Annotated in this window: 22 protein-coding genes; 13 read left to right on the plus strand and 9 right to left on the minus strand. The window is 71.2% G+C overall.

The annotated features are described in order from the left end of the window. Nucleotides 1-202: 202 nt before the first annotated feature. Nucleotides 203-1657: a glycosyltransferase family 87 protein gene (locus IF29_RS0115830; protein WP_051725388.1), complete on the plus strand. Its 1455-nt coding sequence runs from the start codon at nt 203-205 to the stop codon at nt 1655-1657. Nucleotides 1658-1867: 210 nt separating this feature from the next. On the opposite strand, the gene IF29_RS0115835 is transcribed toward IF29_RS0115830, so the two are convergent. From IF29_RS0115835 to IF29_RS0115845, 3 genes are all read right to left on the minus strand, one after another. After that, nucleotides 1868-2902, minus strand: coding sequence for an alanine racemase (locus IF29_RS0115835; RefSeq protein WP_030254735.1), 1035 nt, complete (start codon nt 2900-2902; stop codon nt 1868-1870). Nucleotides 2903-2954: 52 nt separating this feature from the next. Next, entirely contained in the window at nt 2955-4073 is a 1119-nt protein-coding gene (locus tag IF29_RS0115840; RefSeq protein ID WP_030254738.1) for a lipid II:glycine glycyltransferase FemX, read from the minus strand. A gap of 126 nt (nt 4074-4199) precedes the next feature. Then, nucleotides 4200-4562 carry a hypothetical protein gene (locus IF29_RS0115845; RefSeq protein ID WP_380522860.1) on the minus strand — a complete coding sequence of 121 codons (363 nt, stop codon included), beginning with the start codon at nt 4560-4562 and terminating at the stop codon, nt 4200-4202. Nucleotides 4563-4931: 369 nt separating this feature from the next. Between IF29_RS0115845 and rpsF the strand changes: the two genes are divergently transcribed. The 5 genes from rpsF (at nt 4932) to IF29_RS0115870 (ending at nt 8212) form a co-directional block, all read left to right on the plus strand. After that, on the plus strand, nt 4932-5222 hold the full coding sequence (gene rpsF / locus IF29_RS0115850) for a 30S ribosomal protein S6 (protein WP_030254742.1): 291 nt from the start codon (nt 4932-4934) through the stop codon (nt 5220-5222). Nucleotides 5223-5357: 135 nt separating this feature from the next. Continuing rightward, complete coding sequence (locus IF29_RS0115855) at nt 5358-5966, plus strand: single-stranded DNA-binding protein (protein ID WP_030254744.1); 609 nt, start codon at nt 5358-5360, stop codon at nt 5964-5966. A gap of 139 nt (nt 5967-6105) precedes the next feature. Continuing rightward, complete coding sequence (gene rpsR / locus IF29_RS0115860; protein WP_030254746.1) at nt 6106-6342, plus strand: 30S ribosomal protein S18; 237 nt, start codon at nt 6106-6108, stop codon at nt 6340-6342. Between the two features lie 19 nt (nt 6343-6361). Then, on the plus strand, nt 6362-6808 hold the full coding sequence (gene rplI / locus IF29_RS0115865) for a 50S ribosomal protein L9 (protein WP_030254748.1): 447 nt from the start codon (nt 6362-6364) through the stop codon (nt 6806-6808). Nucleotides 6809-7045: 237 nt separating this feature from the next. After that, nucleotides 7046-8212 (plus strand): GNAT family N-acetyltransferase, encoded by a 1167-nt coding sequence (locus IF29_RS0115870; protein ID WP_030254749.1) that lies wholly within the window; start codon nt 7046-7048, stop codon nt 8210-8212. A gap of 48 nt (nt 8213-8260) precedes the next feature. Here the strand turns inward: IF29_RS0115870 and IF29_RS0115875 are convergent, their stop codons facing one another. After that, a complete protein-coding gene (locus tag IF29_RS0115875; protein ID WP_030254756.1) occupies nt 8261-9619 on the minus strand; it encodes an MATE family efflux transporter in 1359 nt (452 codons plus the stop codon). Between the two features lie 469 nt (nt 9620-10088). On the opposite strand from IF29_RS0115875, the gene IF29_RS44385 reads away from it, so the two are divergent. Next, nucleotides 10089-14225, plus strand: coding sequence for a replicative DNA helicase (locus IF29_RS44385; protein WP_198037460.1), 4137 nt, complete (start codon nt 10089-10091; stop codon nt 14223-14225). A gap of 9 nt (nt 14226-14234) precedes the next feature. Here IF29_RS44385 and IF29_RS0115890 read toward each other — a convergent pair whose 3' ends face one another. Next, nucleotides 14235-14942, minus strand: coding sequence for an SDR family oxidoreductase (locus tag IF29_RS0115890; RefSeq protein WP_030254758.1), 708 nt, complete (start codon nt 14940-14942; stop codon nt 14235-14237). 101 nt (nt 14943-15043) lie between these two features. Here IF29_RS0115890 and IF29_RS0115895 point away from each other — a divergent pair, with 101 nt between their 5' ends. After that, nucleotides 15044-15880 (plus strand): helix-turn-helix transcriptional regulator, encoded by an 837-nt coding sequence (locus IF29_RS0115895; protein WP_030254759.1) that lies wholly within the window; start codon nt 15044-15046, stop codon nt 15878-15880. Nucleotides 15881-15902: 22 nt separating this feature from the next. Here the strand turns inward: IF29_RS0115895 and def are convergent, their stop codons facing one another. Beyond that, a complete protein-coding gene (gene def / locus IF29_RS0115900; RefSeq protein WP_051725375.1) occupies nt 15903-16604 on the minus strand; it encodes a peptide deformylase in 702 nt (233 codons plus the stop codon). Between the two features lie 64 nt (nt 16605-16668). Here def and IF29_RS0115905 point away from each other — a divergent pair, with 64 nt between their 5' ends. Further along, nucleotides 16669-17274 carry an ArsR/SmtB family transcription factor gene (locus IF29_RS0115905; RefSeq protein WP_037595364.1) on the plus strand — a complete coding sequence of 202 codons (606 nt, stop codon included), beginning with the start codon at nt 16669-16671 and terminating at the stop codon, nt 17272-17274. Nucleotides 17275-17369: 95 nt separating this feature from the next. Here IF29_RS0115905 and IF29_RS0115910 read toward each other — a convergent pair whose 3' ends face one another. Then, nucleotides 17370-18314 (minus strand): NADP-dependent oxidoreductase, encoded by a 945-nt coding sequence (locus IF29_RS0115910; RefSeq protein ID WP_030254765.1) that lies wholly within the window; start codon nt 18312-18314, stop codon nt 17370-17372. Nucleotides 18315-18511: 197 nt separating this feature from the next. Here IF29_RS0115910 and IF29_RS0115915 point away from each other — a divergent pair, with 197 nt between their 5' ends. Continuing rightward, nucleotides 18512-19228 (plus strand): helix-turn-helix domain-containing protein, encoded by a 717-nt coding sequence (locus IF29_RS0115915; RefSeq protein WP_030254767.1) that lies wholly within the window; start codon nt 18512-18514, stop codon nt 19226-19228. Between the two features lie 24 nt (nt 19229-19252). Here IF29_RS0115915 and IF29_RS0115920 read toward each other — a convergent pair whose 3' ends face one another. Further along, nucleotides 19253-19648: a VOC family protein gene (locus IF29_RS0115920; protein WP_030254768.1), complete on the minus strand. Its 396-nt coding sequence runs from the start codon at nt 19646-19648 to the stop codon at nt 19253-19255. Nucleotides 19649-19762: 114 nt separating this feature from the next. On the opposite strand from IF29_RS0115920, the gene IF29_RS0115925 reads away from it, so the two are divergent. Next, the gene (locus IF29_RS0115925; protein WP_030254770.1) at nt 19763-21160 is read left to right on the plus strand and encodes a serine hydrolase domain-containing protein; all 1398 of its coding nucleotides are present in this window, start codon (nt 19763-19765) and stop codon (nt 21158-21160) included. 24 nt (nt 21161-21184) lie between these two features. Here IF29_RS0115925 and IF29_RS0115930 read toward each other — a convergent pair whose 3' ends face one another. Beyond that, a complete protein-coding gene (locus IF29_RS0115930) occupies nt 21185-22270 on the minus strand; it encodes an NADH:flavin oxidoreductase/NADH oxidase (RefSeq protein ID WP_030254772.1) in 1086 nt (361 codons plus the stop codon). 173 nt (nt 22271-22443) lie between these two features. Between IF29_RS0115930 and IF29_RS0115935 the strand changes: the two genes are divergently transcribed. Next, nucleotides 22444-23325 carry an MBL fold metallo-hydrolase gene (locus IF29_RS0115935; protein ID WP_030254774.1) on the plus strand — a complete coding sequence of 294 codons (882 nt, stop codon included), beginning with the start codon at nt 22444-22446 and terminating at the stop codon, nt 23323-23325. A gap of 72 nt (nt 23326-23397) precedes the next feature. Next, nucleotides 23398-23817: a MerR family transcriptional regulator gene (locus IF29_RS0115940; RefSeq protein ID WP_030254776.1), complete on the plus strand. Its 420-nt coding sequence runs from the start codon at nt 23398-23400 to the stop codon at nt 23815-23817. The last annotated feature ends 1 nt before the right edge of the window (nt 23818 follow it).

The following is a 23818-nucleotide window of genomic DNA, read 5'->3' on the forward strand; positions in this document are numbered from 1 at the left end:
GGACCTGTCCCGGAAAAGTGGACAGTTAGCCCGTTCCGGGCCCCGGCCGGGGCCCAACTGCCGGGTGCCCGGTGCGGGGACAGGAACGTGCGGCAGGATGTCCGGCATGACGTCGAGCGAGCGTGACGAGGCAGCGGCGCCCGAGCCGGACAGCACCCCCGAGAGCGCCCCCGTGCGCGCGGCCGAGCGGGGCACCCTGACGATGCCCGCACCGCCGCCCGAGGACACCGTCGTGGTGCCCGCCGACGAGGACCCGGTCGCGGCCGCCGGGAGCGAGCTGTTCGGCGGGGCACCGGGGCGGCGCGCCCTGCTGGGCGTCGGCTGGTGGACGGCGGCCCGGGTGCTGGCGATCTGCACCATCGTGGTCTTCGCCCTCGGCATGGTGCAGAAGATCCCCTGTTACAACACCGGCTGGTTCTACGGCGCGACCGCCCAGTACGACCACGCCTGCTACAGCGACATCCCGCACCTGTTCACGCTGCGCGGCTTCTCCATCGGGAACATCCCCTACCTGGACAAGATCCCCAACCCCAGTCCCGACATGCAGTACCTGGAGTACCCGGTCCTCACCGGCCTGTTCATGTGGCTGGCCGCCTGGCTGACCCCCTCGGGCGGCGGGGACGTCCACCGCGAGCAGGTCTTCTGGCTGCTGAACGCCGGGATGCTGATGGTCTGCGCGGTGATCGCGGTGATCGCGGTGATGCGCACCCACCGCCGCCGCCCCTGGGACGCGCTGCTGTTCGCCCTGGCGCCGGTGCTGGCGCTGGACTCGACGATCAACTGGGACCTGCTCGCGGTCGCGCTCACCGCCGTCGGCATGGCCCTGTGGGCCGGCCGCCGCACGGTGTGGGCCGGCGTCTTCATCGGCCTGGCCACCGCCGCCAAGCTGTACCCGGTGTTCCTGCTCGGCCCGCTGCTGGTGCTGTGCTGGCGGGCCGGGCGGATGCGTGCCTTCGGCCAGACGCTGGCCGCCGCCACGGCCGCCTGGCTGGTCGTGGACCTGCCGTTCATGCTGCTCAACTTCAAGGGCTGGGCCACCTTCTACGTCTTCAGCCAGACCAGGACCATCGACTACGGCTCGTTCTGGCTGATCCTCAGCCAGAACGGGGTCATCAACTGGTCCGTCAACACCGTCAACACGGTGATCACGATGCTGCTGGCGCTCTGCTGCCTCGGTATCGCCTGGCTGGCACTGGCGGCCCCGCGCCGGCCGCGCTTCGCCCAGCTGGCGTTCCTGATCATCGCGGCGTTCACGCTCACCAACAAGGTCTACTCGCCGCAGTACGTGCTCTGGCTGCTGCCGCTGGCGGCGCTGGCCCGTCCGCGCTGGCGGGACTTCCTGGTCTGGCAGGTCTGCGAGGTCCTGTACTTCCTTGCTATTTGGTACAACTTCGCCTACACCTCCAGCTCCGCCCAGAAGGGGCTGCCCACGGACTGGTACCACGGGGCGATCGTTGTCCACATCCTGGGGACGCTCTACCTGTGCGTCATGGTCATCCGCGACATCCTCATGCCGGAGTACGACTCGGTGCGCTGGGACGGCAGTGACGATCCGTCAGGTGGCGTTCTGGACAGGGCAGTTGACATCTTCGCCAAGACGTCGAAGTCGGCGAAGCACGGCGGGGCGGTCAAGTACCCGGACACCGTGCCGGATTGAGCACAGGCACTCCTGTGGATAACTCACCCCGCCCCTGTGGACAACAAGTTGTCCACAGGGGCGGTTCCCGTTGCGTCAACCCGGCGTGAGAAAGCACCAGTTGAGGCGTACGGCCGTACGATCGGTCGGGAACAATTCGGGCAGCGACCCGATCGGATGAACCCGCGGGGTCCGCACCGGTCTCACCCGGTAGGGGTCCCGGCGGGGCGTTCAGGCCTGGTCGACGATCCGGTCGAAGAGCGTCGTGGTGTGCCGCAGGGTCGCCTTCAACTCGTCGCCCACCTGCGGGGGCTGGACCTCGCCCGGCAGCCACAGCAGCGAGACCTGCATGTGCGGCGGCTCGGCGAAGGCGACCTTGGTGCCGTTCCAGCTGAACGGGGAGGCGGTGCGGTTCAGGGTGGCCAGGCCGGCCCGGGCCAGGCTCTTGGCGCGCGGGGTGAGGCCGGAGAGGTTCTTCGGGGCCTCCAGGCCCACCCCGTGGGCGGTGCCGCCGGCGACCACCAGCAGATGGCCGTCGCCGGCCGCCCGGTGCTGGCGGTAGCCGAAGCGGTCGCCCTTGACCAGCGGGTGCACATCCATGACGGTGCCGCGGCTGTCCATCGCGCCGTGGTCGCCCAGCCACAGCTGGGTGCCGATCCTGGGCCGGAAGTGCACGTCCGGGTAGCGGCGCGCCAGTTCGGCGACCTCCTCCTTGCGGAGGTGGCTGACGAACATCCGCCGCAGCGGCAGCCCGGCCGCCCGCAGCCGGTCCACCCACTGCGCGGTCTCGGCCAGCGGGTCGACCCCCTCGGGCCGGTCCATCGGCAGGTGGACGGCGAAGCCCTCGACCCGGACGTCGTCGACGGCCGCGCGCAGCTTGGGCAGGTCCTCGGGGGTGACCCCGTGCCGCCGCATGCTGGTCATGCACTCGATGATCACCCGACCGCCGACCAGCCCGCGCACGCCCTCGATGGTGCCCACGGTGCGGATCACCCGCTGCGGCAGCGGCACCGTGTCCTCGCGGATCCGGTACGGGGTCAGCACGATCAGGTCCTTGCCGAACCAGTCCTTGAGCTCGGATGCCTCGTAGGCGGTGCCGACCGCCAGCACGTCGGCGCCCATCCGGGCGGCCTCCTCGGCCAGCCGGACGTTGCGGAAGCCGTAGCCGTTGCCCTTGGCGACCGGGACCAGCCCGGGGAAGGCGTCCACGACGGAGCGCTGGTGGGCACGCCAGCGGGGGGTGTCCACGTACAGAGAGAGCGCCATGGGGTGGAGGGTACCTTCCGGGGAGACAGGGATTCGAGCGGGGAACGGACCGTCAGCGACGGTTCATGTACATGTCGAGCGCCTTGTGCAGCAGCTTGTTGAGCGGGAAGTCCCACTCGCCCAGGTACTCCGCGGCCTGGCCGCCGGTGCCGACCTTGAACCGGATCAGCCCGAACAGGTGGTCGCTCTCGTCCAGGGTGTCGCTGATGCCGCGCAGGTCGTAGACGGTGGCGCCGAGCGCGTAGGCGTCGCGCATCATCCGCCACTGGATCGCGTTGTTGGGCTGGACCTCGCGCTTGTGCACGGTGGAGGCGCCGTAGGAGTACCAGACGTGCTCGCCGACGGTGATCATGGTGGTCCCGGCCAGCGCGTCACCCTCGTGGTAGGCCAGGTACAGCCGCATCCGGTTGGGGTCCTCGGCGGTCAGCGCCTTCCACTGGCGCTGGAAGTAGGAGAGCGGGCGCGGGATGAACTGGTCGCGCTCGGCGGTCTCCAGATAGAGCTGGTGGAACACCGGCAGGTCGTCGTAGCCGCCCTGGACGATCTCGACGCCGGCCTTCTCGGCCTTCTTGATGTTGCGGCGCCACAGCTGGTTGAAGCCCTTGAGGACGTCGTCCAGCGAGCGGTTGGCCAGCGGCACCTGGTAGACGTAGCGGGGCTGGACGTCGCCGAACCCGGCGCCGCCGTCCTCGCCCTGCTGCCAGCCCATCCGGCGCAGCCGGTCGGCGGTGTCGATGGCCCGCGGCTCGTACCAGTCGGCCTCGACGTCGCGGAGCCGCTTGGCCTCCTTGCCGGCGATGGCGCTCTTGATCGTCTCGGCCTGCCAGCGGCGGATTATCACCGGCGGGCCCATCTTCACGGTGAAGGCGCCCTGCGACTTGAGGTGGTCCAGCATCGGCTGGAGCCAGCGGTCCAGGTTCGGGTCGAACCAGTCGATGACCGGGCCCTCGGGCAGGTAGGCCAGGTAGCGCTTGACCTTCGGGATCTGCCGGTACAGCACCAGGCCGGCGCCGACCACCGCGCCGCGGTCGTCGAACCAGCCGATGCTCTCCGAGCGCCACTCGGCCTTCACATCACCCCAGGAGGGGACCTGCATATGGCTCGCGGAAGGCAGGCTCCTGATGAAGGCCAGGTGCTCCTCCCGGCTGATGGTCCTCAGGCGCAGGCTCATATGGGGGTGCTCCTCGGGCTTCAGTTCGCGTCAATCGCGAAGCCTACTGCCCAGGTGGGGCACCCCCATAGGGACGCTGCTGAGAGCCTTCGGCCGGTTCCGGCCGAAGGCGGCGTGCCGGTGCGGTCAGTAGAGCCCGCCGTGCGCCAGGCCGATGCCGAAGCCCGCCGCGGCGGCGACCCCGGCGCAGACCAGCACGAAGCGCTCCTTGGTGGTGACGGAGATGTACTGGCCCCAGGCCGCGGTGACGATGCCGGCCAGGCCGGTCCACGAGGCGACCAGGTGCAGGCTGCGGAACATGCAGGTGGCGATGGCGATGGCGGCCAGGATCAGGGTGACCCCGGCCAGGGTGTCCGCCAGCGGATGCGCCTTGCCGTCGCCGGCGTGCAGCCGTGAGCCGGGCCCGTACGGGGACATCGGCGCGAGCGAGGGCAGCGAAGAGGACGGTTGGCTCTGCTGCGGCTGTGAGGGACCGATCGAATGTGCCATGGGACCCGCCTCCTTGGGGCGGTTGCCGGAGCCGTCGGCCTGGAGCGGCCGTACGGCCACGGATGAGGATGGCGCACTGTAGCGCGCCCCCTACCCGATGTATACAGATTGCGGCGATTCGGGGGTGGATTTCAAGACCCCATTCGGGTGCCTGTAGGCTGGACCGTCTGCACCGGTGTGGCGCGGCTTTCAGCCGCGACCCGTGCGCTGATCCTGGTGGGATTCCGTCGGTCTCCGACGCCCTCTCCCCAGTGTCGTTGCGGTTCTCCGCCTCGTTGTCAGTGCCGACCACTACTGTTGCGACGCGTTCAAAAACCCTCCTGCCACGGAAAGACCGTGGCCGCTGAGTCCAGAGGAGGTGGGTTCCACATGCGTCATTACGAGGTCATGGTGATCCTCGACCCCGATGTCGAGGAGCGCGCTGTCTCCCCCCTGATCGAGAACTTCCTCAATGTCGTCCGCACCGGCGGCGGCAACGTGGAGAAGGTCGACACCTGGGGCCGTCGTCGCCTGTCGTACGAGATCAACAAGAAGTCCGAGGGCATCTACTCGGTGATCGACCTCAAGGCTGAGCCTGCGGTCGTCAAGGAGCTCGACCGGCAGCTCAACCTGAGCGAGCAGGTCCTCCGCACCAAGGTGCTCCGCCCGGACACCCACTGAGGTTTCTCCAAGTGCCCCGTTCCGGGGAGCAGTCCCCGGAGCAATGAGGCACTGCACCGCACGGCCGTCCGTACGGCCGGCGCGGTGAGCACTGCACTGAACGGAACCGCTCCCACCGAGAGGTCGTAAACCACCATGGCAGGCGAGACCGTCATCACCCTCGTCGGCAACCTCGTCGACGACCCCGAGCTGCGTTTCACGCCGTCGGGTGCGGCCGTCGCGAAGTTCCGCCTCGCGTCAACCCCCCGCACCTTCGACCGTCAGACGAACGAGTGGAAGGACGGCGAGAGCCTCTTCCTCACGTGCAACGTCTGGCGTCAGCCGGCGGAGAACTGCGCGGAGTCGCTTCAGCGCGGTATGCGCGTCATCGTCCAGGGTCGTCTGCGTCAGCGCACGTACGACACCAAGGAGGGTGAGAAGCGCACCGTCTACGAGGTCGAGGTCGACGAGGTCGGCCCGTCGCTGCGCTCCGCCACCGCGAAGGTCACCAAGGCCCAGCGGACCGGCGGTCAGGGCGGCGGTGGCTTCGGCGGCGGCAACGGCGGCGGCGGTGGCTTCGGCGGCCAGCAGGGCGGCAACGGCGGTGGCTGGGGTTCGCAGAACTCCGGCGGCGGCCAGTCCGCTCCGTCCGACGACCCCTGGGCGTCCAGCGCCCCGGCGGGCGGCGGACAGCAGTCCGGCGGCAACGGCGGCGGCTGGGGTGCCCCGGCCGGCGGCGGCTTCTCGGACGAGCCCCCGTTCTAGTCCTCATCGGACGACAGCAGTGTGCTGGGCCGCTCCCTCCGGGGCGGGGCCCGCTCAGACTTGATCCCGTGCGACCCGGGCGTCGTCCTCGCAACCGCGAGGGCAACGACCGGATCGTGAACACCAGTTGGAGTACATGATGGCGAAGCCGCCTGTACGCAAGCCGAAGAAGAAGGTTTGCGTTTTCTGCAAGGACAAGATCACCTACGTCGACTACAAGGACACGAACCTGCTTCGCAAGTTCATCTCCGACCGTGGGAAGATCCGCGCCCGCCGGGTCACCGGCAACTGCACCCAGCACCAGCGCGACGTGGCCACGGCTGTGAAGAACAGCCGCGAGGTCGCTCTGCTGCCCTACACCTCGACCGCTCGCTGAATAGGAGGGTGACCGAACAATGAAGATCATCCTCACGAACGAGGTCTCCGGCCTCGGTACCGCCGGCGACATCGTCGAGGTCAAGGACGGATACGCCCGCAACTACCTGGTCCCGCGTGGCTTTGCCATCCGCTGGACCAAGGGCGGCCAGAAGGACGTGGACGCGATCCGTCGCGCCCGCAAGATCCACGAGATCCAGACCCTGGAGCAGGCCAACGAGGTCAAGGCCAAGCTCGAGGCCGTCTCCGTGAAGCTCGCCGTGCGTGCGGGCGACGCGGGTCGGCTCTTCGGCTCGGTGACCCCGGGCGACGTCGTCGAGGCCATCAAGGCCGTCGACGGCCCGCTGGTCGACAAGCGCCGCGTCGAGATCGGCTCGCCGATCAAGACCACCGGTGCCCACCAGGTCACCGTCAAGCTGCACTCCGACGTGGTCGCCAAGATCAACGTCAACGTGGTCGCTGCCTGACGCAAGCAGTACCGGGCCCTGCCGTTCGGCCGGGCCCTCGGAAAGGCCGGTTCCCTTCACGGGGGACCGGCCTTTCCGGCGTTCCCGCGCGTACTCAGAAGGTGCGTACTCAGAAGCGGACGGCGGAGTTCTGAGTACCGGTTTTGAGTAGCGGCCTGAGTAACCGCACGGATTCCAGGCTCCCCGGTGGCGCGCACGATGAAGTGGTACTGACCGGTAACTTATCAGGGAGAGGTCATGGCCATCGAGGTCACCAAGGTGACCGACCAGGCGTCACTGCGGGAGTTCTGCGAACTGCCGCTGCGCCTCCATCCGCGGTCCCACTACGTGCCCGTCCCGGAACGCCGGATCAGGGCCTGGTACGAGGGGACCGGGCCGCAGCGCCGCTACGGCCCGGTCGACCTCTACCTGGCCCGCGACTGCCGCGGCCGGGTGGTGGGCCGCACCTGCCTGCACCGCAACAGCGCGCTGGACGCCCGGGTCGGCCGGCAGGTCCAGTTGTTCGGGCTGACCGAGTTCGCCGACGCACGCAGCGATCCGGCGCTGGTGGTGGACGGCGCCGACCCGGCCAAGGAACTGCTGGACCTGGCCGAGCAGGCGGGCACCGTCAGCGGCTGCGACCTGCTGCTCGGCCCGGTGGAACTGCTGCCGGACCAGTCCCCCGGGGTGCTGGTCTCCGGCTTCGACGAGCGCGGCTTCAGCGGGGGCGGCTGGAGCCCGCCCTACTACCCGACCGCCTACGAGCGGTTGGGCTTCACCCGGCGCTGGCCCGGGCGGACCTGGATCTGCGAGGGGCTGGACGACCCCGGGCGGCTCCGCCCGGAGAAGGCCTTCGTGGTCGACGAGCAGCGGATGCAGGACGAGGAGCTGCGGGTGCACCGGGGGAGCCGGCGCTCGCTGCGACGGGTGATGCCGGCGCTGCGGCACATCCTCAACGCCTCGGCGGAGCAGGTCGAGCAGCGGACCGAGGTCTCCGCGGCGGACTTCGCCGAGCGGGCCGCCGGGCTGAGCCGGGTGCTGGACGAGCGGCTGCCGCTGTACCTCACCAGGGCCGGCGAGCCGGTGGCCTTCCTGCTGGCGGTCCCGGACGTGTCGCCGTTCCTGGTGGCCACCCGGGGCCGGCCCTCGCAGCGGCAGCGGCTGGCGCTGCGCGCGGCGGCCTGGCGGGGCGACCACCCGGACCAGGCCGCGCTGGTCGCCTCGGGCACCCTGCCGCAGTGGCAGGGGCGCGGCTACCTCACCCTGCTGGCGCGGGAGCTGTACCGGGCACTGGGGGAGGCGGGCTACCGGACCCTGCGCGGCTACCGGGTCCCGGAGGGGGACCGGGCCGCGGAGGCGCCGTACCGGGGGATGGGCGGGCGGCCGCTGCACGGGACGGCCTTCTACGAGCGGCGGCTGCGCTGAGGCCGCTCGGGCCCGTAGCCGCTCCGGGGCCCAGGGGCCCCGCACCGCTCAGGCTCGTACCGCTCCGGTGACCAGCCAGGCGCCGGTGCGGGCGCGCAGAGCCAGGAACAGCAGCCGGACGGCCATGCACAGGGCGATGGCGCCCCAGAGCGCCACCAGGCTGCTGCTGCCGAGGGTCAGCGCGACCGGGGCGTACGCCGCCAGCGTGCCCAGCATGGCCCAGGCCAGGTAGGGCCCGTCGCCAGCGCCCATCAGCACGCCGTCCAGTACGAAGACCACACCGCACAGCGGCTGGGTGGCCGCGGCGATCAGCAGGACGGTGCCCAACTGCTGCTTGACCGCGGGATCGTCGGTGAACAGCGGCAGATAGAGGGGGCGTGCGAGCAGCAGCAGCGCCCCCAGCAGGACGCCGGTGCCGATCCCCCACTCCACCATCCGCCGGGTCGCCGCACGGGCGCCGCCGGTGTCGTCGGCGCCCAGGTAGCGGCCGATGATGGCCTGTCCGGCGATGGCGATCGCGTCCAGCGCGAAGGCCAGGAAGTTCCACAGCGACATGGCGATCTGCTGGGAGGCCATCGCGGTGTTGCCGAGCCTGGCGGCGACCGCGGTGGCGATCAGCAGGATGGCCCGCAGGCTGAGGGTGCGGACCAGCAGCGGCGCCCCCGCGGTGGCGCAGGCCCGGATGCCGGGCAGGTCGGGCCGCAGGTCGGTGCGGGTGCTGAGCAGCCCCAGCCGGCGTGCGCCGCGGACCACGACGGCGAGATAGGTGGCGGCCATGCCCCACTGGGCGATCACCGTGCCCAGGGCGGAGCCGGCGATGCCCAGCCTGGCGCCGTAGACCAGGCCCAGGTTGAGCAGCAGGTTGACGGTGAAGCCGGCCACCGCCACGGCCAGCGGGGTACGGGTGTCCTGGAGGCCGCGCAGCACGCCGGTGGCGGCCATGACGATCAGCATGGCCGGGATGCCGAGGGCGCTGATCCGCAGGTAGTCGACGGCGTAGGGGGTGGCGGTGGCGGAGGCGCCGAAGAGCCGGATCAGCGCCGGGGCCAGGCCCACGGCCAGGGCGACGACCGGGACGGACAGGAAGACCGCGAGCCAGATGCCGTCGATGCCCTGCCGCACCGCGGCAGGGCGGTCGCCGGAGCCGATCCGGCGGGCGACGGCCGCCGTGGTGGCGTAGGCGAGGAAGACGAAGACCCCCACCAGGGTGGAGAGCAGCGAGGCGGCCACCCCGAGGCCGGCCAGCTGGGCGGTGCCGAGGTGGCCGACGATGGCGGAGTCCGCCATCAGGAACAGCGGTTCGGCGATGAGGGCGCCGAAGGCCGGCACCGCCAGAGCCAGGATCTCCCGGTCGTGCCTGGTCCGGCGGACCGGCGGCTGGGGGAGGGCGGGGGAGGTCGATCGCATGGTCCTACCGTAGTCATCCACAGGTAATGTGTGCACGCGTATTTTGAGTATTACACGCGCATGCTCCGCGTAGCGGTTCGGGCACCCCTGGTCGTGATCTTCATGCTCCGTGTGAAATTTTTCTCCTGCACAGGAGATGATGGGTGTTATTCCAGGTCAGCGAGTTGACGGTGGAAAGATCTTCGGGTTATCCACAGGTTGTCCCCCGAGCCGTGCACAGCTTGGGGTCGGTTCTCCACAGTCCGGGGCCCGTCATCCACATGGCCTGTGGATAACCATCTTGGCCGATGGGCTGATCCCCCCTTAGCGTGAGCGTTCCGCCGACGCGCCGCAGGGGGTGCAGGTGCTCCGGTGTCAGTGGGGTGCCGTATAGAAGAGAGTGACGGCGGGGCGGACGGGTACGGGGCGGAACGACCAGGAGGCGCGGCATGGAGCAGGGACGCGAAGGGGCCTCCGGCGGAGGTGCCCGGTGAGCGACGTGCCGTACGACGACCACGACGAGGTGCCGCCCCCGGACGAGGAGTGGCCGCCGCCCCCGAGCGAGGGTCCGGGCGACCGGCTGCCGTTCAAGGGGAAGGGCGGCTCCGGCGGCAGCGGCCCCGGTGGCGGCGGTGGCGGCAGGGCCAGCGGCGGCAACCAGGCGGACCGTTCTTCCTACGACAACGCCGGCGGCGGCAAGGGCGACTCGCGCGGCGACTCGGCCGGCTACGAGCGGGTGCCCCCGCAGGACCTGGCCGCCGAGCAGTCGGTGCTGGGCGGCATGCTGCTGTCCAAGGACGCGATCGCCGACGTCGTCGAGGTGCTCAAGCCGGTCGACTACTACCGGCCCGCGCACGAGCTGATCCACAGCGCCATCCTCGACCTCTACGCACGCGGCGAACCGGCCGACCCGATCACCGTCGCCAGCGAGCTGGTGAAGCGCGGCGAGATCACCCGCGTCGGCGGCCCCTCCTACCTGCACACCCTGGTCAACTCGGTCCCCACGGCCGCCAACGCCGAGTACTACGCCGAGATCGTCCACGAGCGCGCGGTGCTGCGCCGGCTGGTCGAGGCGGGCACCCGCATCGCGCAGATGGGCTACGCCGCCGAGGGCGACGTCGACGAGATCGTCAACGCCGCCCAGGCCGAGATCTACGCCGTCACCGAGCAGCGCACCAACGAGGACTACGCCCCCCTCGGCGACATCATGGAGGGCGCCCTCGACGAGATCGAGTCCATCGGCTCCCGCAGCGGCCAGATGTCCGGCGTCCCCACCGGCTTCGCCGACCTGGACTCCCTCACCAACGGCCTGCACCCGGGCCAGATGATCGTCGTCGCGGCGAGGCCCGCGATGGGAAAGTGTGTCGCATCCACGACAATCCTTGTTGAGGCTGACAGCGGCGAGCGCATTACGGTCGAGGATTTCGTACGGCGAGGGCAGGCCGGTGAGCGGCTGACCGTGCACACCCTTCGGGATGACTGGAAGTTGGCCCCGATCAGGCCGTCCGACTTCATCCCGAACGGTCGCCGGGCGACCTTCAAACTGACGACCCAGCTCGGCCGGTCCATCGCGGCCACGGCGAACCATCCCTTCCGGTCACTGCGCGGTTGGGTTCCCCTGGAGGAACTGCGTCCAGGGGATCGGATCGCGGTGCCTCGGTCCCTGCCGTGTCTGCCTTCGGTCGAGTTGCCCAGTTCGCTGGTGGCGCTGACGGGCTACCTTCTGGGAGACGGCTCCCTGACGAGCGCTACACCGCAGTTGACCGCCTACTCCGAAGCGATCCGCGCGGATGCCGCGCGATGGGCGAAGGACTCCCTGCTTCGGGTACATCAGGCTGTGCCCAAGGGATGCCGTGACGCAGACTGCTCCCTGCTCGGTGTCGACGAGCACGAGCACCCCTCCCGGCTGGGCTTCTCCGCCGCGACGCTGGGGCAGAACCCGCTGACGGCCCGGCTGTCGGAATGGGGCCTGATGGGGGCGAGCAGCCACACCAAGTTCGTTCCCGAGGTCTTCTTCCGGCTCCCTGAGCACCAGATCGCGCTCTTTCTGTCCCGCCTCTACGCCACTGACGGCTGGGCCTCGGTGTCCAGGCCGGGCAACCAGCCGCAGATCGGCTACTGCTCCGTCAGCAAGCAGCTGGCCGACGATGTCGCCCACCTCCTTCTCCGCCTCGGCATCGTGGCCAAGGTGGTCCGCCGTACCGTCGCCTACCAGGGCGAGCGGCGGGTTGCGTTCCAGGTCCTCATCCATGACATCGACCAGATCCGCACGTTCGCGGCGCGGGTCGGCATCTTCTCGAAGGAACGTCAGGTCGCAGAAGTTCTGGCGGCTTGCGGCGAGCGTGTGGGGCAGCCCAATCTGGACCTGATCCCCGCCGAGGTCTGGGACCTGATCAAGGCCGAGAAGGGTGACTGCAGCTGGGCCGAGATCAGCGCCCGTACAGGGCGGTCCCGGACGCACAACTGGCATGTCGGACAGCAGGTCAGTCGCCACCGGCTGCTGGAGCTTGCGAAGGCGCTGGACTCTCAGATGCTGGCGGACATCGCCACCTCCGATGTCCAGTGGGACCGGGTCGAATCCGTGCTCCCGGACGGAGAAGCCGAGGTCTACGACCTCACTGTGGACGGTACGCACAACTTCGTCGCCAACGACATCGTCGTTCACAACTCCACGCTGGCCCTGGACTTCGCCCGTTCCTGTTCGGTGAAGCACAAGATTCCGAGCGTTTTCTTCTCCCTGGAAATGGGGCGCAACGAGATCGCCATGCGTCTGCTCTCGGCGGAGGCCCGGGTCGCGCTGCACCACATGCGGTCCGGGAACATGACTGACGAGGACTGGACCCGACTGGCGCGGCGGATGCCGGAGTTGAACGATTCTCCGCTCTACATCGACGACTCCCCCAATCTGTCGATGATGGAGATTCGGGCCAAGTGCCGCCGCCTCAAGCAGCGCAACGACCTGCGGCTGGTGGTGATCGACTACCTCCAGCTGATGCAGAACGGCGGCTCGCGACGGCCCGAGAGCCGGCAGCAGGAGGTCTCCGAGATGTCGCGAAACCTCAAGCTGCTCGCCAAGGAGCTGGAACTCCCGGTCATCGCGCTGTCGCAGCTGAACCGTGGTCCTGAACAGCGGACGGACAAGAGGCCGATGGTCTCCGACCTCCGTGAGTCGGGATGCGTGACGGCGGGGACGCGGTTGCTGCGGGCCGACACCGGTGCGGAGGTGACGATCGGCGAGCTGATGGAGTCCGGGGCGCGAGACGTCCCGGTGTGGTCGGTGGACGAGCGGATGAAGCTGGTCAGCCGGACGCTCACGCATGCCTTCCCGAGTGGGACGAAGGAAGTGTTCCGGGTGCGGCTCGCATCGGGCAGGGAGGTGGAGGCGACGGCGAACCACCCGTTCCTCACGTACGACGGCTGGAAGCCGCTCGGCGACCTGCTGATGGGCGACCGAGTGGCGGTCCCCCGGAGGATCGGAACCCCGGAGAACACCACCGCATGGCCTGAGGCCGAGGTGGTCATGCTGGCGCACCTGATCGGCGACGGATGCATGGCTCCCCGCCAGCCCATCCACTACACCAGCAACGACGAGGCCAACCTGGACGCGGTGGAGCTGGCAGCGGCGCACTTCGGCGTCACTCCCCGCCGTGAGGCGCAGGAGAACTGGTGGCACACCTACCTGCCCGCTCCGTACAGACTCGCCCGCGGACGACGCAATCCCATCGCTGCCTGGTTGGACCGGTTCGGCCTGTACGGGAAGCGGTCGTACGAGAAGTTCCTGCCGGGTGCGGTTTTCGGCCTTCCAGATGACCAGGTGCGGTTGTTCCTGCGTCACCTGTGGGCCACGGACGGCTCGGTGACTGTCTCCAACGCGGGAGCAGTCAGGGTCTACTACGCGACGACGTCAGAGCGGCTGGCACGGGACCTTCAGCAGCTCCTGCTGCGGTGCGAGATCCAGGCGCGGTTGAGGAGGGTCGGAAACACCAAGGGCCGCCCAGGATGGACCGTGGATGTCAGCGGAGTAACCGATCAGCGGCGGTTCCTGCACGACATCGGTGTGCACGGCGCACGCGCGGTGCAGGTCAACAAGGCACTGCACCGCCTGGCGGCGGTTGTCGCCAACACGAATCTCGACACCGTCCCCGTGCAGGTGTGGGACCGGGTCAGGGCAGCGATGGAGGAGCGGGCTGTCACCACCCGTGCGTTCCAGGAGCAACTGGGTACGGCCTACTGCGGCTCCACGATCTACCGTGCCGCACCGAGCCGCAGTCGGCTTCACCAGGTGGCGGAGATTCTCCAGGATGCGGAACTCGATCTGCTCGCAACGAGTGACGTGTTGTGGGATTCGATTGTCGAAGTGGAGAGTATCGGCGACCGGCCGGTGTTCGACGCCACGGTGCTCGGAACGCACAACTTCATCGCCAATGGCACGGTCCTGCACAACAGCATTGAGCAGGACGCCGACATGGTCATCCTGTTGCACCGTGAGGACGCCTACGAGAAGGAATCCCCCCGAGCCGGCGAGGCCGACCTGATCGTGGCCAAGCACCGCAACGGGCCCACGGCGACGATCACGGTGGCCTTCCAGGGCCACTACTCCCGCTTCGTGGACATGGCCCAGAGCTGAGCGAGCCGGCTACCAGGGCAGTGGGCCCTCGGCGTCGACGTAGGTGCCGGTGGGGCCGTCCGGGGTGAGGCGGGCCATTCGGACGATGATCTCGGCGCCCTGTTCGACGGTCTGGATGCCGGTGTTGCCGTTGAGGTCGGTCTTGGTGAAGCCGGGCTCCACCGCGTTGATGCGCATGGCGGGGAACGCCTTGGCGTACTGGACGGTGATCATGTTGACGGCCGTCTTGGACGCCGGGTAGGCGATGCCGGGGTAGGCGTAGGTCGGGGTGCCGGCGGTGCTGACCCGGGTGAGCGAGGCCAGGCCGCTGCTGAGGTTGACGATGACGGGGGCGGGCGAACGCTGCAGCAGCGGCAGGAAGGCGTGGGTGACCCGCACCGTGCCGAAGACATTGGTCTCAAAGGTCCGCCGCATCAGCTCGGCGGTGAGGTCCGCGGCGCCGATGACGCTGTTGTCCTGCGCCCGCTCCTCGATGCCGGCGTTGTTCACCAGCACGTCCAGGCCGCCCTCGGCCTCGATCTCCTTCGCCGCGGCGGTGACGGAGGCGTCGTCGGTGATGTCGATGACGACCAGGCGCGCGCCCAGTTCCTCGGCGGCCCGGCGGCCGCGCTCCGGGTCCCGGCTGCCGATGTACACGGTGTGGCCCGCGGCGACGAGTTGACGGGCGGCCTCGAAGCCGAGGCCCTTGTTGGCTCCGGTGATCAGTGTTGTTGTCATGCCTCCACGATGCGGTCCGGACCGGCGCCCAGCCAGACGTCCCTGCTTCCTGGGACTACCAGTACCAGGCACCCGCGTGCCCGGCGGTGCAGAGTGGGGGCATGGCTACCACGGAGTTCGGGCGGACGGTGCGGCGCTGGCGCGACCGGGTCCCGCCGGAGGCTGCCGGGCTGCCGGTCGGCGGCCATCGGCGCGCGGCCGGGCTGCGCCGGGAGGAGCTGGCCCTGCTGGCCGGGATCTCGGTCGACTACGTCACCCGGCTGGAACAGGGCCGGGCGGCCAACCCGTCCGAGCAGGTGGTCGAGGCGCTGGGCCGGGCGCTGCGGGTGTCCGGGGACGAGCGCGAGCACCTGTTCCGGGTCGCCGGGCTGGTCGCGCCGGGGCGGGGCACGGTGCCCGGCTACATCACGCCCAGCGTCCAGCGGATGCTGGACCGGCTGACCGGGACGCCGGTCGCGGTCTCCGACGCGGCCTGGACGCTGCTGCTGGCCAACCCGCTGTACATCGCGCTGATGGGCGAGCGGCACGGCAGGGAGCGCAACGGGGCGTGGCGGAACTTCCTGGGGGCGGGCACCAGGGTCCGGCACACGCCGGAGTCCCGGCGGGCGCTGGAGACCGCGGTCGTCTCCGACCTGCGCGCGACGGCGCTCCGCTATCCGGCGGACCTGCGGCTGCGGCGGCTGATCGCGGACCTGCGGGCCGGCAGCGAGCGCTTCGCCGAGCTCTGGGACTCCGGTGCGGTGGGGCACCAGGAGGCGTCGCGCAAGACCGTCGACCACCCCGAGGTGGGCTCGCTGACGCTGGACTGCGATGTGCTCAGCGTGGCCGGCAGCGATCTGCGGATCATGGTCTACACGGCCGAGCCCGGCACCGAGGACGCCGAACGGCTGGCGCTGCTGGCCGTGGTCGGCACCCAGGCACTGGCGGAGCGGGGTTGACGGAGCGTCGACCGGCGCAGCGTCAGGTGGTGCCGAAGCGGCTGTCGAGCTCTGAGGCGCGGCGGGTCCGGCCGGCGAAGACCGCCTCGCGGCGTTCGGCGGTCTGCCGCAGTGCGTCCTTGCGGTCGCGCTTGGAGAGCCGGTCCAGGTAGAGCCGGCCTTCCAGGTGGTCGGTCTCGTGCTGGAGGCAGCGGGCGAAGTAGCCCCGGCCCTCGATGACCAGCGGGTTGCCGTCCTTGTCGAAGCCCCGGGCGGTGGTGCGCTCGGTCCGGGGGACGACCATGTCGGCGCCGGGCACCGAGAGGCAGCCCTCGGCGTCGTCGATCAGGCGCCGGTGGGTCGGGTCGGGCTGGTCCAGGACCGGGTTGGCGATGTGGCCGACGTGGCGGACGCCGTCCTCGTCCAGGCAGTCGAAGACGAACAGCCGCAGGTCGACGTCGACCTGGTTGGCGGCAAGGCCTGCCCCCTCGGCGACGTGCATGGTGCGGAACATGTCGTCGACCAGGCGGGAGAGTTCGGGGCTGCCGAACTCCGAGCCGGTCACCTCGCGGCAGCGCCGTCCCAGGATCTCCTCGCCGACCTCGGTGATCCGCAGCATCGAGCCGCGCTGCGCCTCGGGCGGCAGCGCAGGGTAGCTGTCGACCGGCTCGCCCTGGACCCGGACCCGGCGGTCCACCGTGCTGCGGGGCGTGTGCCGGTTGTGGATCAGGGGCGTCTCGGACATCGATTCCTCACTCGGGGCGTGGGGACGCTTGTGGACTGCTTTGCAAAGTAGCAGGCTTTGCAAAGTGACCGAGGAAGAAATGCGGAATGACGCCGATGCCGGGGCGGGGCCAGCGGCGGGTACCGGAGCGCTGCCGCGCCATGCGGTGCGCGATGGGCTGCTGGACCTGCTCGCCGAGGGGGGCACGCTGACCTCCACCGAGGCGGCCGCGCGGCTGGGGTACAGCTCCGGGCTGTGCTCGTTCCATCTGCGGCAGCTGGCGCGCTACGGGCTGATCGAGGAGGCGCCGCACAGTGGGGGCCGGGTGCGGCCCTGGCGGCTGCGCCGGACGGAGCCGGAGCCGGAGCCGCTTCCGGCCGAGGGCTTCGGCGAGCTGGCGCGCGGGCTGGAGGACGAGAGCTACCAGCGCTGGCTGGACCTGCGGGACCGGGCCCCGGAGCAGTGGCGCGGCCGGGACGAGGCGTTCAGCGCCGTCGTCTACCTCACCCCGGAGGAGCTGGGCGGGGTGGCAGAGGCGGTGCGGCAGGTGCTGGCCGGCTACCGGCGGCGCGAACAGCAGCCGGAGTCCCGCCCGGAGCGGGCCCTGCCGGTGGCCCTGATCACCCGGCTGTTCCCGTTGCTGCCCGGTGGACCGGACGGCAACGGGGAGGCCGGTGGCGACGGTCGCTGAGCCCGACTGCACCGACTGCACCGACTGCACCGACTGCACCGACTGCACCGCCTGCGGCGATGCACTGGTGAATCGGGGTCAGGGCCGGATCGGGGTCAGGGCAGCAGCACGATCTTGCCGCGGCCGCCGCCCTGCTCGCTGAGCCGCTGGGCGGCGGCCGCGTCCGCCAGCGGGAGGGTGGTGCGGACCGGGGCCGACAGGGTGCCCGCCGCGTGCAGGGAGAGTGCCCGGCTCAGGCCCTCGACGGCGGTTTCGGTGGTGCCGCCGCTGGTGAAGGTGACCCCGAGCGGCCCCGCCTCCTGGGCGGCGGCGATGGTGACCACCCGGTCCGGGCCGCCCACCAGCGCCACCGAGTCGGCCAGGACGCCGTCGCCGCTGGTGTGCAGCACCGCGACCACGGGTTCGCCGGCCGCGGCCGCGCGGACCCGGTCGATGACGCCGTCCCCGTAGAGCACCGGGGTGGCGCCGAGTTCGCGCAGCGCCTGCTGGTCCCGCTCCCCCGCCGTGCCGATCACCCGGACGCCGTCCTCGACCGCGAACTGGACGGCCAGGGTGCCGACCGCACCGGCGGCTCCGTGGATCAGCAGGGTCTCCCCCGGCTTCAGGTTCAGCAGCCGCAGGCCCCGCACGGCGGTGTCGGCGACGACCGGCAGTCCTCCTGCCGTCTCCACCGGGAGGTCGGCGGGTCGGGCGGCCAGGGTGGCGGCGTCGGCGACGGCGTACTCGGCGTAGGCCGCGAGTGCCAGGCCGAGCACCTCGTCGCCGAGCTGCCAGGAGTCGACGCCTGGGCCGAGGGCGACCACCGTTCCGGCCGCCTCCAGGCCGGGTACGTGCGGGAAGGTGACCGGGAAGATCCCTTGCATGAAACCGCGTCGGAGCTTCCAGTCGAGGGCGTTCACGGCCGCGGCGGAGACCCGGAGCAGGACCTGTCCGGGGCCGGGCTGAGGGACGGCGGTGTCCGTGAGCCGCAGTTCGTCGGGCTCGCCGTACGCGGAGAAGGTGACGGCCTTGGCGGTGGTGGGGAGGGTGAGGTCGGACATCGTGATCGCCTTCGTCCTGGAGCGGTGGAGAGTGCGTGCGGGCGGCGGTTCCGCCCTCAGGAAGACACTTCCACGGGACCGCCGCGGCGACGAGCGGAGCGCTTTACCTAGGACCGGGAATCCTGGGCTCGTGACGGAGCCCGGGACAGCCTGATGGACTCCGGGCGTCGGTACGGCCCCGACGCGATACTGGGGGCATGTACCAGGAGCGGGCGGCGGTGGCGGTGCCGGGCGCGGTGCTGTGGACGCGCCGTACCGGGCCGGTCGCCGAGCGGTTCCGGGTGCTGCCGGACGGCTGCATGGACCTGATCTGGATGGACGGGGCGCTGGTCGTCGCGGGTCCGGACACGGTGGCGCAGGTGGGGGAGAGCAGGGCCGGGGACAGCATCACCGGCCTGCGCTTCGCGCCGGGGACGGCGGCTTCGGTGCTCGGGGTGCCGGCCTGGGAGCTGCGGGACCTCAGGGTCGCGCTGGACGGCCTGTGGCCGGACCGGATGGTCCGGGAGCTGACCGAGCGGGTGGGGGCCGCAGCGGATCCGGGAGCGGAGCTGGAGGCCGTCGCCGCGGCGCGGCGGTCCGGGGTCGAACCGGATCCGGACCGGGACCGGGTCCGCTCCGGGGTGCTGGACGGCCTGCGGCGCGGGGTGCGGGTGGCCCTGCTTGCGGACGAACTGGGCCTGAGCGAGCGTCAGTTGCGCCGGCGCTGCCTGGAGGTCTTCGGGTACGGGCCCAAGGTGCTGGACCGGGTGCTGCGGTTGGACCGGGCCCTGGCGGCGGCGCGCGGCGGCGCGCCGTTCGCGCTGGTCGCGGCGGACGTGGGCTACGCCGACCAGCCGCACCTGGCCCGGGAGGTGCGGGCGCTGGCCGGCGTGCCGCTGCGGGAACTGCTGGGGAGGCCGGCGGCGGACGGGTGAGCGCAGCAGCCGGCCCGGCGTCGGTCAGGAGGGCAGCGGGGCGAAGAGGTCGGTGGGGTTGCCGTCCGGATCGAGGACGACCGCGTAGCGCTGGCCCCAGAAGGCGTCCCAGGGTTCCCGGTGCGAGCGGTAGCCGGCAGCGGTGAGCTCCGCGTACACCTTGTCGACCTCGGCGGGGTCCTCGCACCGGAAGGCCAGCGCACTGGGGTGGCCGCCCTGCGGCGGCGTCCACCCGGGGTCGAGGCTGCGTACGGTCGCGACGGTGTCCCAGGCGACCCGGAACCCGCCGGGCAGGGTGGTCTCCACATGCGGTTCGTCCTCGACCCCGAGCGGGATGTCGAGGCCCAGGCGCCGGTAGAAGGCGAGCGCGGCCGCCATGTCGGCGGTGACGATGCTGATGAGGTCGAGTCGAGGAGTCATGCGTCCACGCTAGGCGCCGGGAACCCCAGCGGTCTTGAACGAATCGGACGGGCCCGGACGGTGCGCCGCGATATGGGTTGGCCTGTCCGTGGAACCCGGGGTTACCGTCGCCGCATGGATTCTCCGGAGAGCTTCGCCGACCTGCTGCCCGCCACCCGACGTGCCCTGCTGCACCGCATCGCGGTGGCCCAGAGCGAGGGGCGGGCGCCGTCGTTGGTCGCGGCGGTGGTGCGCGAGGGGCGGCGGGTGTGGGACGGGGCGCGGAGCTGCGTGGAGGGGCACGAGCCCGATCCCGATGTGCAGTTCAGGATCGGGTCGATCACCAAGACGTTCACCGCCGTGCTGGTGCTGCGGCTGCGTGACGAGGGGTTGCTGGAGCTGGACGACCGGCTGGTGAAGTACCTGCCGGAGACCGCGTCCGAGGCGGAGTTCGGCACGGCCGGGCGGGCGACGATCGGACAACTGCTGTCGCACAGCGCCGGGTTGACCACGGAGTCGGCCGGGCCCTGGTGGGAGCGGACACCGGGCGCGCTGCGGCCCGGGCTGGTGGACGTGGTGCAGCAGCCGTCGACGCGGCACCCCGCGGGGCGCGAGTTCCACTACTCCAACGTCGGATACGCGCTGCTGGGCGCGTTGGTGGAGCGGCTGCGCGGCGAGTCCTGGGGTGCGGTGCTGCGGCGCGAGGTGCTGGAACCGCTGGGGATGGGGCGGACCACGGTGCTGCCGGAGGCGCCGCACGCCGGCGGCTGGGCGGTGCATCCGTGGGCGGACGTGCTGCTGCCGGAGCCGCTGGAGGACACCGGCCGGATGGCCCCGGCCGGCCAGCTCTGGTCGACGGTGGGGGACCTGTGCCGCTGGGCCGGGTTCCTCGCGGAGGGCGACGGGAAGGTGCTCGACGCCGCGACCCTCGGCGAGATGCGGCAGCCGACCGGCGCGGTCCACGCCGGTGAGGGGTACGGCCTCGGCATGCAGCTGCTGCAGGCGAACGGGCTCGCCCACGCGGGCCACACCGGTTCCATGCCGGGGTTCCTGGCGGCGCTGTGGATCGTGCCCGAGCAGCGACTGGCGGCCGTGGTGCTGACCAACACCACCACCGGGATCGGCGGAGTCGGCACCCTCGCCGCGGACCTGCTGCGGATCACCGTCGAACACGAACCCCGGATCCCCGACCCCTGGCGTCCGCTGCCCTCCGTCGATCCGGACCTGCTCGCCCTCACCGGCCCCTGGTACTGGGGGCCGACCGGCTATGTGCTGCGGCTGCGGGCCGAGCGGGGTCTGGAGCTGACGTCGGTCACCGGCCAGCTGCGCGGCATCCCGCTGCGCGCCGAGGCCGACGGCAGCTGGACCGCGACGGAGGGCTACTGGAACGGCGAGAGCCTGCGGATCGTCCGCGGCCCGGACGGGTCGGTCAGCCATCTGGACCTCGGCACCACGGTGCTCACCCGCGAGCCCTACCCGATCGCCGGGCCGACCCCTGGCGGTGTCGACCCGGCGGGCTGGAGGGGGCTGTGAGGGGCGGGGTCAGCTGGGGCGGCGTCAGGCGCGGGCGTACTGCGGGGTGCTCGGCAGCTCGTGCTCCAGGGCGCGGGCGGCGTGCCGGGGCCAGTAGGGGTCGCGCAGCAGTTGCCGGCCGAGCAGGACGGCGTCGGCGCGGCCGGAGGCGATGACGGACTCGGCCTGGTGCGGGTCGGTGATCAGGCCGACGGCGGCGACCGGCAGTCCGGTCTGCTCGCGGACGGCGGTGGCGAAGGGGACCTGGTAGCCGGGCGCGACCGGGATGTCGGCGTCCGGGACGTTGCCGCCGGTCGAGGCGTCGAGCAGGTCCACGCCGTGCGCCTGCAGCTCCTTGGCCAGCCGGACGGTGTCCTGGCCGGTCCAGCCGGGAGTGCCGGTGTCCTCCAGCCAGTCGGTGGCGGAGCTGCGGAAGAACAGCGGCAGTTCCTCGGGCCAGACGGCGCGGACGGCGTCGACCACCTCCAGTGCGAAGCGCATCCGGTTCTCCAGCGAGCCGCCGTAGCCGTCGGTGCGGGTGTTGGAGTAGGGCGAGAGGAACTCGTGCACCAGGTAGCCGTGGGCGCCGTGCACCTCGGCGACCTTGAACCCGGCGGCCAGGGCGCGTTCGGCCGCCTCGGCGAACTGCCGGACCACGAGCGCGATCTGGTCGGTCGTCAGTTCCGCCGGTGCCGGGTGGGAGTCGAAGGGGAGCGGGCTGGGGCCGAGGGTCTGCCAGCCGCCTCGGTCGGCGGGGACGGCGCTGCCCCGGTCCACCCAGGGGGCGTTGACCGAGGCCTTGCGTCCGGCGTGGGCCAGCTGGATGCCGGGGACGGCGCCGGCCGCCTCGACGAAGGCGGTGATCCGCCGGAAGGCCTGCTGCTGGTGCTCGTTCCAGATGCCCAGGTCGGCGGAGCTGATCCGGCCTTCGGGGCTGACCGCGGTGGCCTCGGTGAGGATCAGCCCGGCGCCGCCGACCGCGCGGGAGGCGAGGTGCTGGAAGTGCCAGTCGTTGGGGGTGGCGGTGTCCGGGCCCTCGGAGGCGGCCGAGTACTGGCACATGGGAGCCATCCAGGCCCGGTTGGGAAGAGTGACTCCGCGCAGGGTCAGCGGCTCGAACAGCTTGCTCATCGGTCGTCGTCCTCGGTTGCTGGTGCTCAACAGTGCCGCGTTCAACGATAGAAAGCGTAGACAATATTTGCAAGTGCATGAATATGCTCACCCGTTCGCGCGGGGGAGGCGGCGGGGTCCACCCGATGCGCGCAGGCTGGGGGGACGATCGCCCGCAGCGGAGGAGTAGCGCGATGACGGACAGCGAAGCCGGGGACGCCGGCGCCGGGGCGGCCGGGATCGAGGTGGAGGTCTTCACCGGCCCCGAGTCGGCGTTCTTCAGCACGTCCGCGCTGGTCCACGGTCCGACCGAGGCGCTGCTCGTCGACACCCAGCTGACCCTGAGCGCCGGGCGGGAGCTGGCCGAGTGGGTCGCCGGGCGGACCGGCCGGCTGACGGCGGTGCTGATCAGCCATCCGCATCCGGACCACTACTTCGGCACCGCCGAGGTGCTCCGCCTCTTCCCGGGGACCCCGGTGTACGCGGTGCCCGAGGTGATCGAGGGCATCATCGCCACCGGGCTGGCCAAGGTGGCGCAGTGGCAACCGGTCTTCGGCGACGACGTCACCTCCTTCCCGGTGGTGCCGGGACCGCTGCCGGGCCACCGGCTGCGGGTGGACGGGGCCGCGGTGGACGTGCTGGCGCTGGGCCAGGGCGACTGCTCGGCGAGCAGCGTGGTCCATGTTCCGAGCGCCGACGCGCTGATCGCCGGCGACCTGGTCTACAACGGGACGCACCTCTGGACCGCGGAGACCACGCCCGGGGAGCGCGCCGACTGGATGGCCAATCTGGAGGTGCTGCGCGGCCTGGGCACGGCCCGGGTGGTGGCCGGGCACCGGGCCCCGGGCCAGGACGACGACGCGCAACGGGTGCTGGACTTCACCGCGGACTATCTGCGCGCGTTCGACGAGCGCCTGGCGGAGCATCCGCGTGACGCGGCGGCGCTGGTGTCGGCGATGAACGAGACCTACGCCGAGCTGACCCTGCCGGTGCTGCTGGAACTGAGCGCGGAGGCCAACACCGCGGAGGCCGACGCCGCCGAGGCCGACACCGCCGACGGGGATCCCGCCGAGTAGCCGTGCTGGCCTTGACGTCGGCGTCAAGGTCTACCGTCGTGTGCAGAGGCACGGCGGAAGGCGGGGCAGGGCATGCGGATCGGTGAGCTGGCGCAGCGCGCGGGGACGACGACGCGCACCCTGCGGTACTACGAGTCGCGCGGACTGCTCCCGGCCAGGCGGGCGGTGAACGGCTACCGCGCTTACGGCGAGGAGGACCTGCGGCTGCTGCGGCAGATCCGGCTGCTGCAGGACTTCGGATTCGAGCTGGAGGAGACCCGGCCGTTCGTCGACTGCCTGCGCGCCGGGCATCCGTCCGGGGATTCCTGCCCGGCCTCGCTGGAGGTGTACCGGCGCAAGCTCGCGGAGATCGACGAGTGCCTGGAGCGGTTGCAGGCGGTGCGGGAACAGGTGCAGGGGCAGCTGCTGCGGGCGCAGGTGGAGGCGTCGGCGGAGCACCCGGGCGAACCGTTGTGCGAAGTGAAGCCGAGTGAATGGGTGGAGGGGAACTGAG

Source organism: Streptacidiphilus jeojiense (assembly GCF_000719095.1).
Taxonomy (GTDB): Bacteria; Actinomycetota; Actinomycetes; order Streptomycetales; family Streptomycetaceae; genus Streptacidiphilus; species Streptacidiphilus jeojiensis.

Excerpts from the sequence above, each read along its gene's own strand:
- IF29_RS0115830 (WP_051725388.1), top strand. The coding sequence starts at position 203 with ATGCCCGCACCGCCGCCCGAGGACACCGTCGTGGTGCCCGCCGACGAG.
- IF29_RS0115835 (WP_030254735.1), bottom strand. The coding sequence starts at position 2,902 with ATGGCGCTCTCTCTGTACGTGGACACCCCCCGCTGGCGTGCCCACCAG.
- IF29_RS0115840 (WP_030254738.1), bottom strand. The coding sequence starts at position 4,073 with ATGAGCCTGCGCCTGAGGACCATCAGCCGGGAGGAGCACCTGGCCTTC.
- IF29_RS0115845 (WP_380522860.1), bottom strand. The coding sequence starts at position 4,562 with ATGGCACATTCGATCGGTCCCTCACAGCCGCAGCAGAGCCAACCGTCC.
- rpsF (WP_030254742.1), top strand. The coding sequence starts at position 4,932 with ATGCGTCATTACGAGGTCATGGTGATCCTCGACCCCGATGTCGAGGAG.
- IF29_RS0115855 (WP_030254744.1), top strand. The coding sequence starts at position 5,358 with ATGGCAGGCGAGACCGTCATCACCCTCGTCGGCAACCTCGTCGACGAC.
- rpsR (WP_030254746.1), top strand. The coding sequence starts at position 6,106 with ATGGCGAAGCCGCCTGTACGCAAGCCGAAGAAGAAGGTTTGCGTTTTC.
- rplI (WP_030254748.1), top strand. The coding sequence starts at position 6,362 with ATGAAGATCATCCTCACGAACGAGGTCTCCGGCCTCGGTACCGCCGGC.
- IF29_RS0115870 (WP_030254749.1), top strand. The coding sequence starts at position 7,046 with ATGGCCATCGAGGTCACCAAGGTGACCGACCAGGCGTCACTGCGGGAG.
- IF29_RS0115875 (WP_030254756.1), bottom strand. The coding sequence starts at position 9,619 with ATGCGATCGACCTCCCCCGCCCTCCCCCAGCCGCCGGTCCGCCGGACC.
- IF29_RS0115890 (WP_030254758.1), bottom strand. The coding sequence starts at position 14,942 with ATGACAACAACACTGATCACCGGAGCCAACAAGGGCCTCGGCTTCGAG.
- IF29_RS0115895 (WP_030254759.1), top strand. The coding sequence starts at position 15,044 with ATGGCTACCACGGAGTTCGGGCGGACGGTGCGGCGCTGGCGCGACCGG.
- def (WP_051725375.1), bottom strand. The coding sequence starts at position 16,604 with ATGTCCGAGACGCCCCTGATCCACAACCGGCACACGCCCCGCAGCACG.
- IF29_RS0115910 (WP_030254765.1), bottom strand. The coding sequence starts at position 18,314 with ATGTCCGACCTCACCCTCCCCACCACCGCCAAGGCCGTCACCTTCTCC.
- IF29_RS0115915 (WP_030254767.1), top strand. The coding sequence starts at position 18,512 with ATGTACCAGGAGCGGGCGGCGGTGGCGGTGCCGGGCGCGGTGCTGTGG.
- IF29_RS0115920 (WP_030254768.1), bottom strand. The coding sequence starts at position 19,648 with ATGACTCCTCGACTCGACCTCATCAGCATCGTCACCGCCGACATGGCG.
- IF29_RS0115925 (WP_030254770.1), top strand. The coding sequence starts at position 19,763 with ATGGATTCTCCGGAGAGCTTCGCCGACCTGCTGCCCGCCACCCGACGT.
- IF29_RS0115930 (WP_030254772.1), bottom strand. The coding sequence starts at position 22,270 with ATGAGCAAGCTGTTCGAGCCGCTGACCCTGCGCGGAGTCACTCTTCCC.
- IF29_RS0115935 (WP_030254774.1), top strand. The coding sequence starts at position 22,444 with ATGACGGACAGCGAAGCCGGGGACGCCGGCGCCGGGGCGGCCGGGATC.
- IF29_RS0115940 (WP_030254776.1), top strand. The coding sequence starts at position 23,398 with ATGCGGATCGGTGAGCTGGCGCAGCGCGCGGGGACGACGACGCGCACC.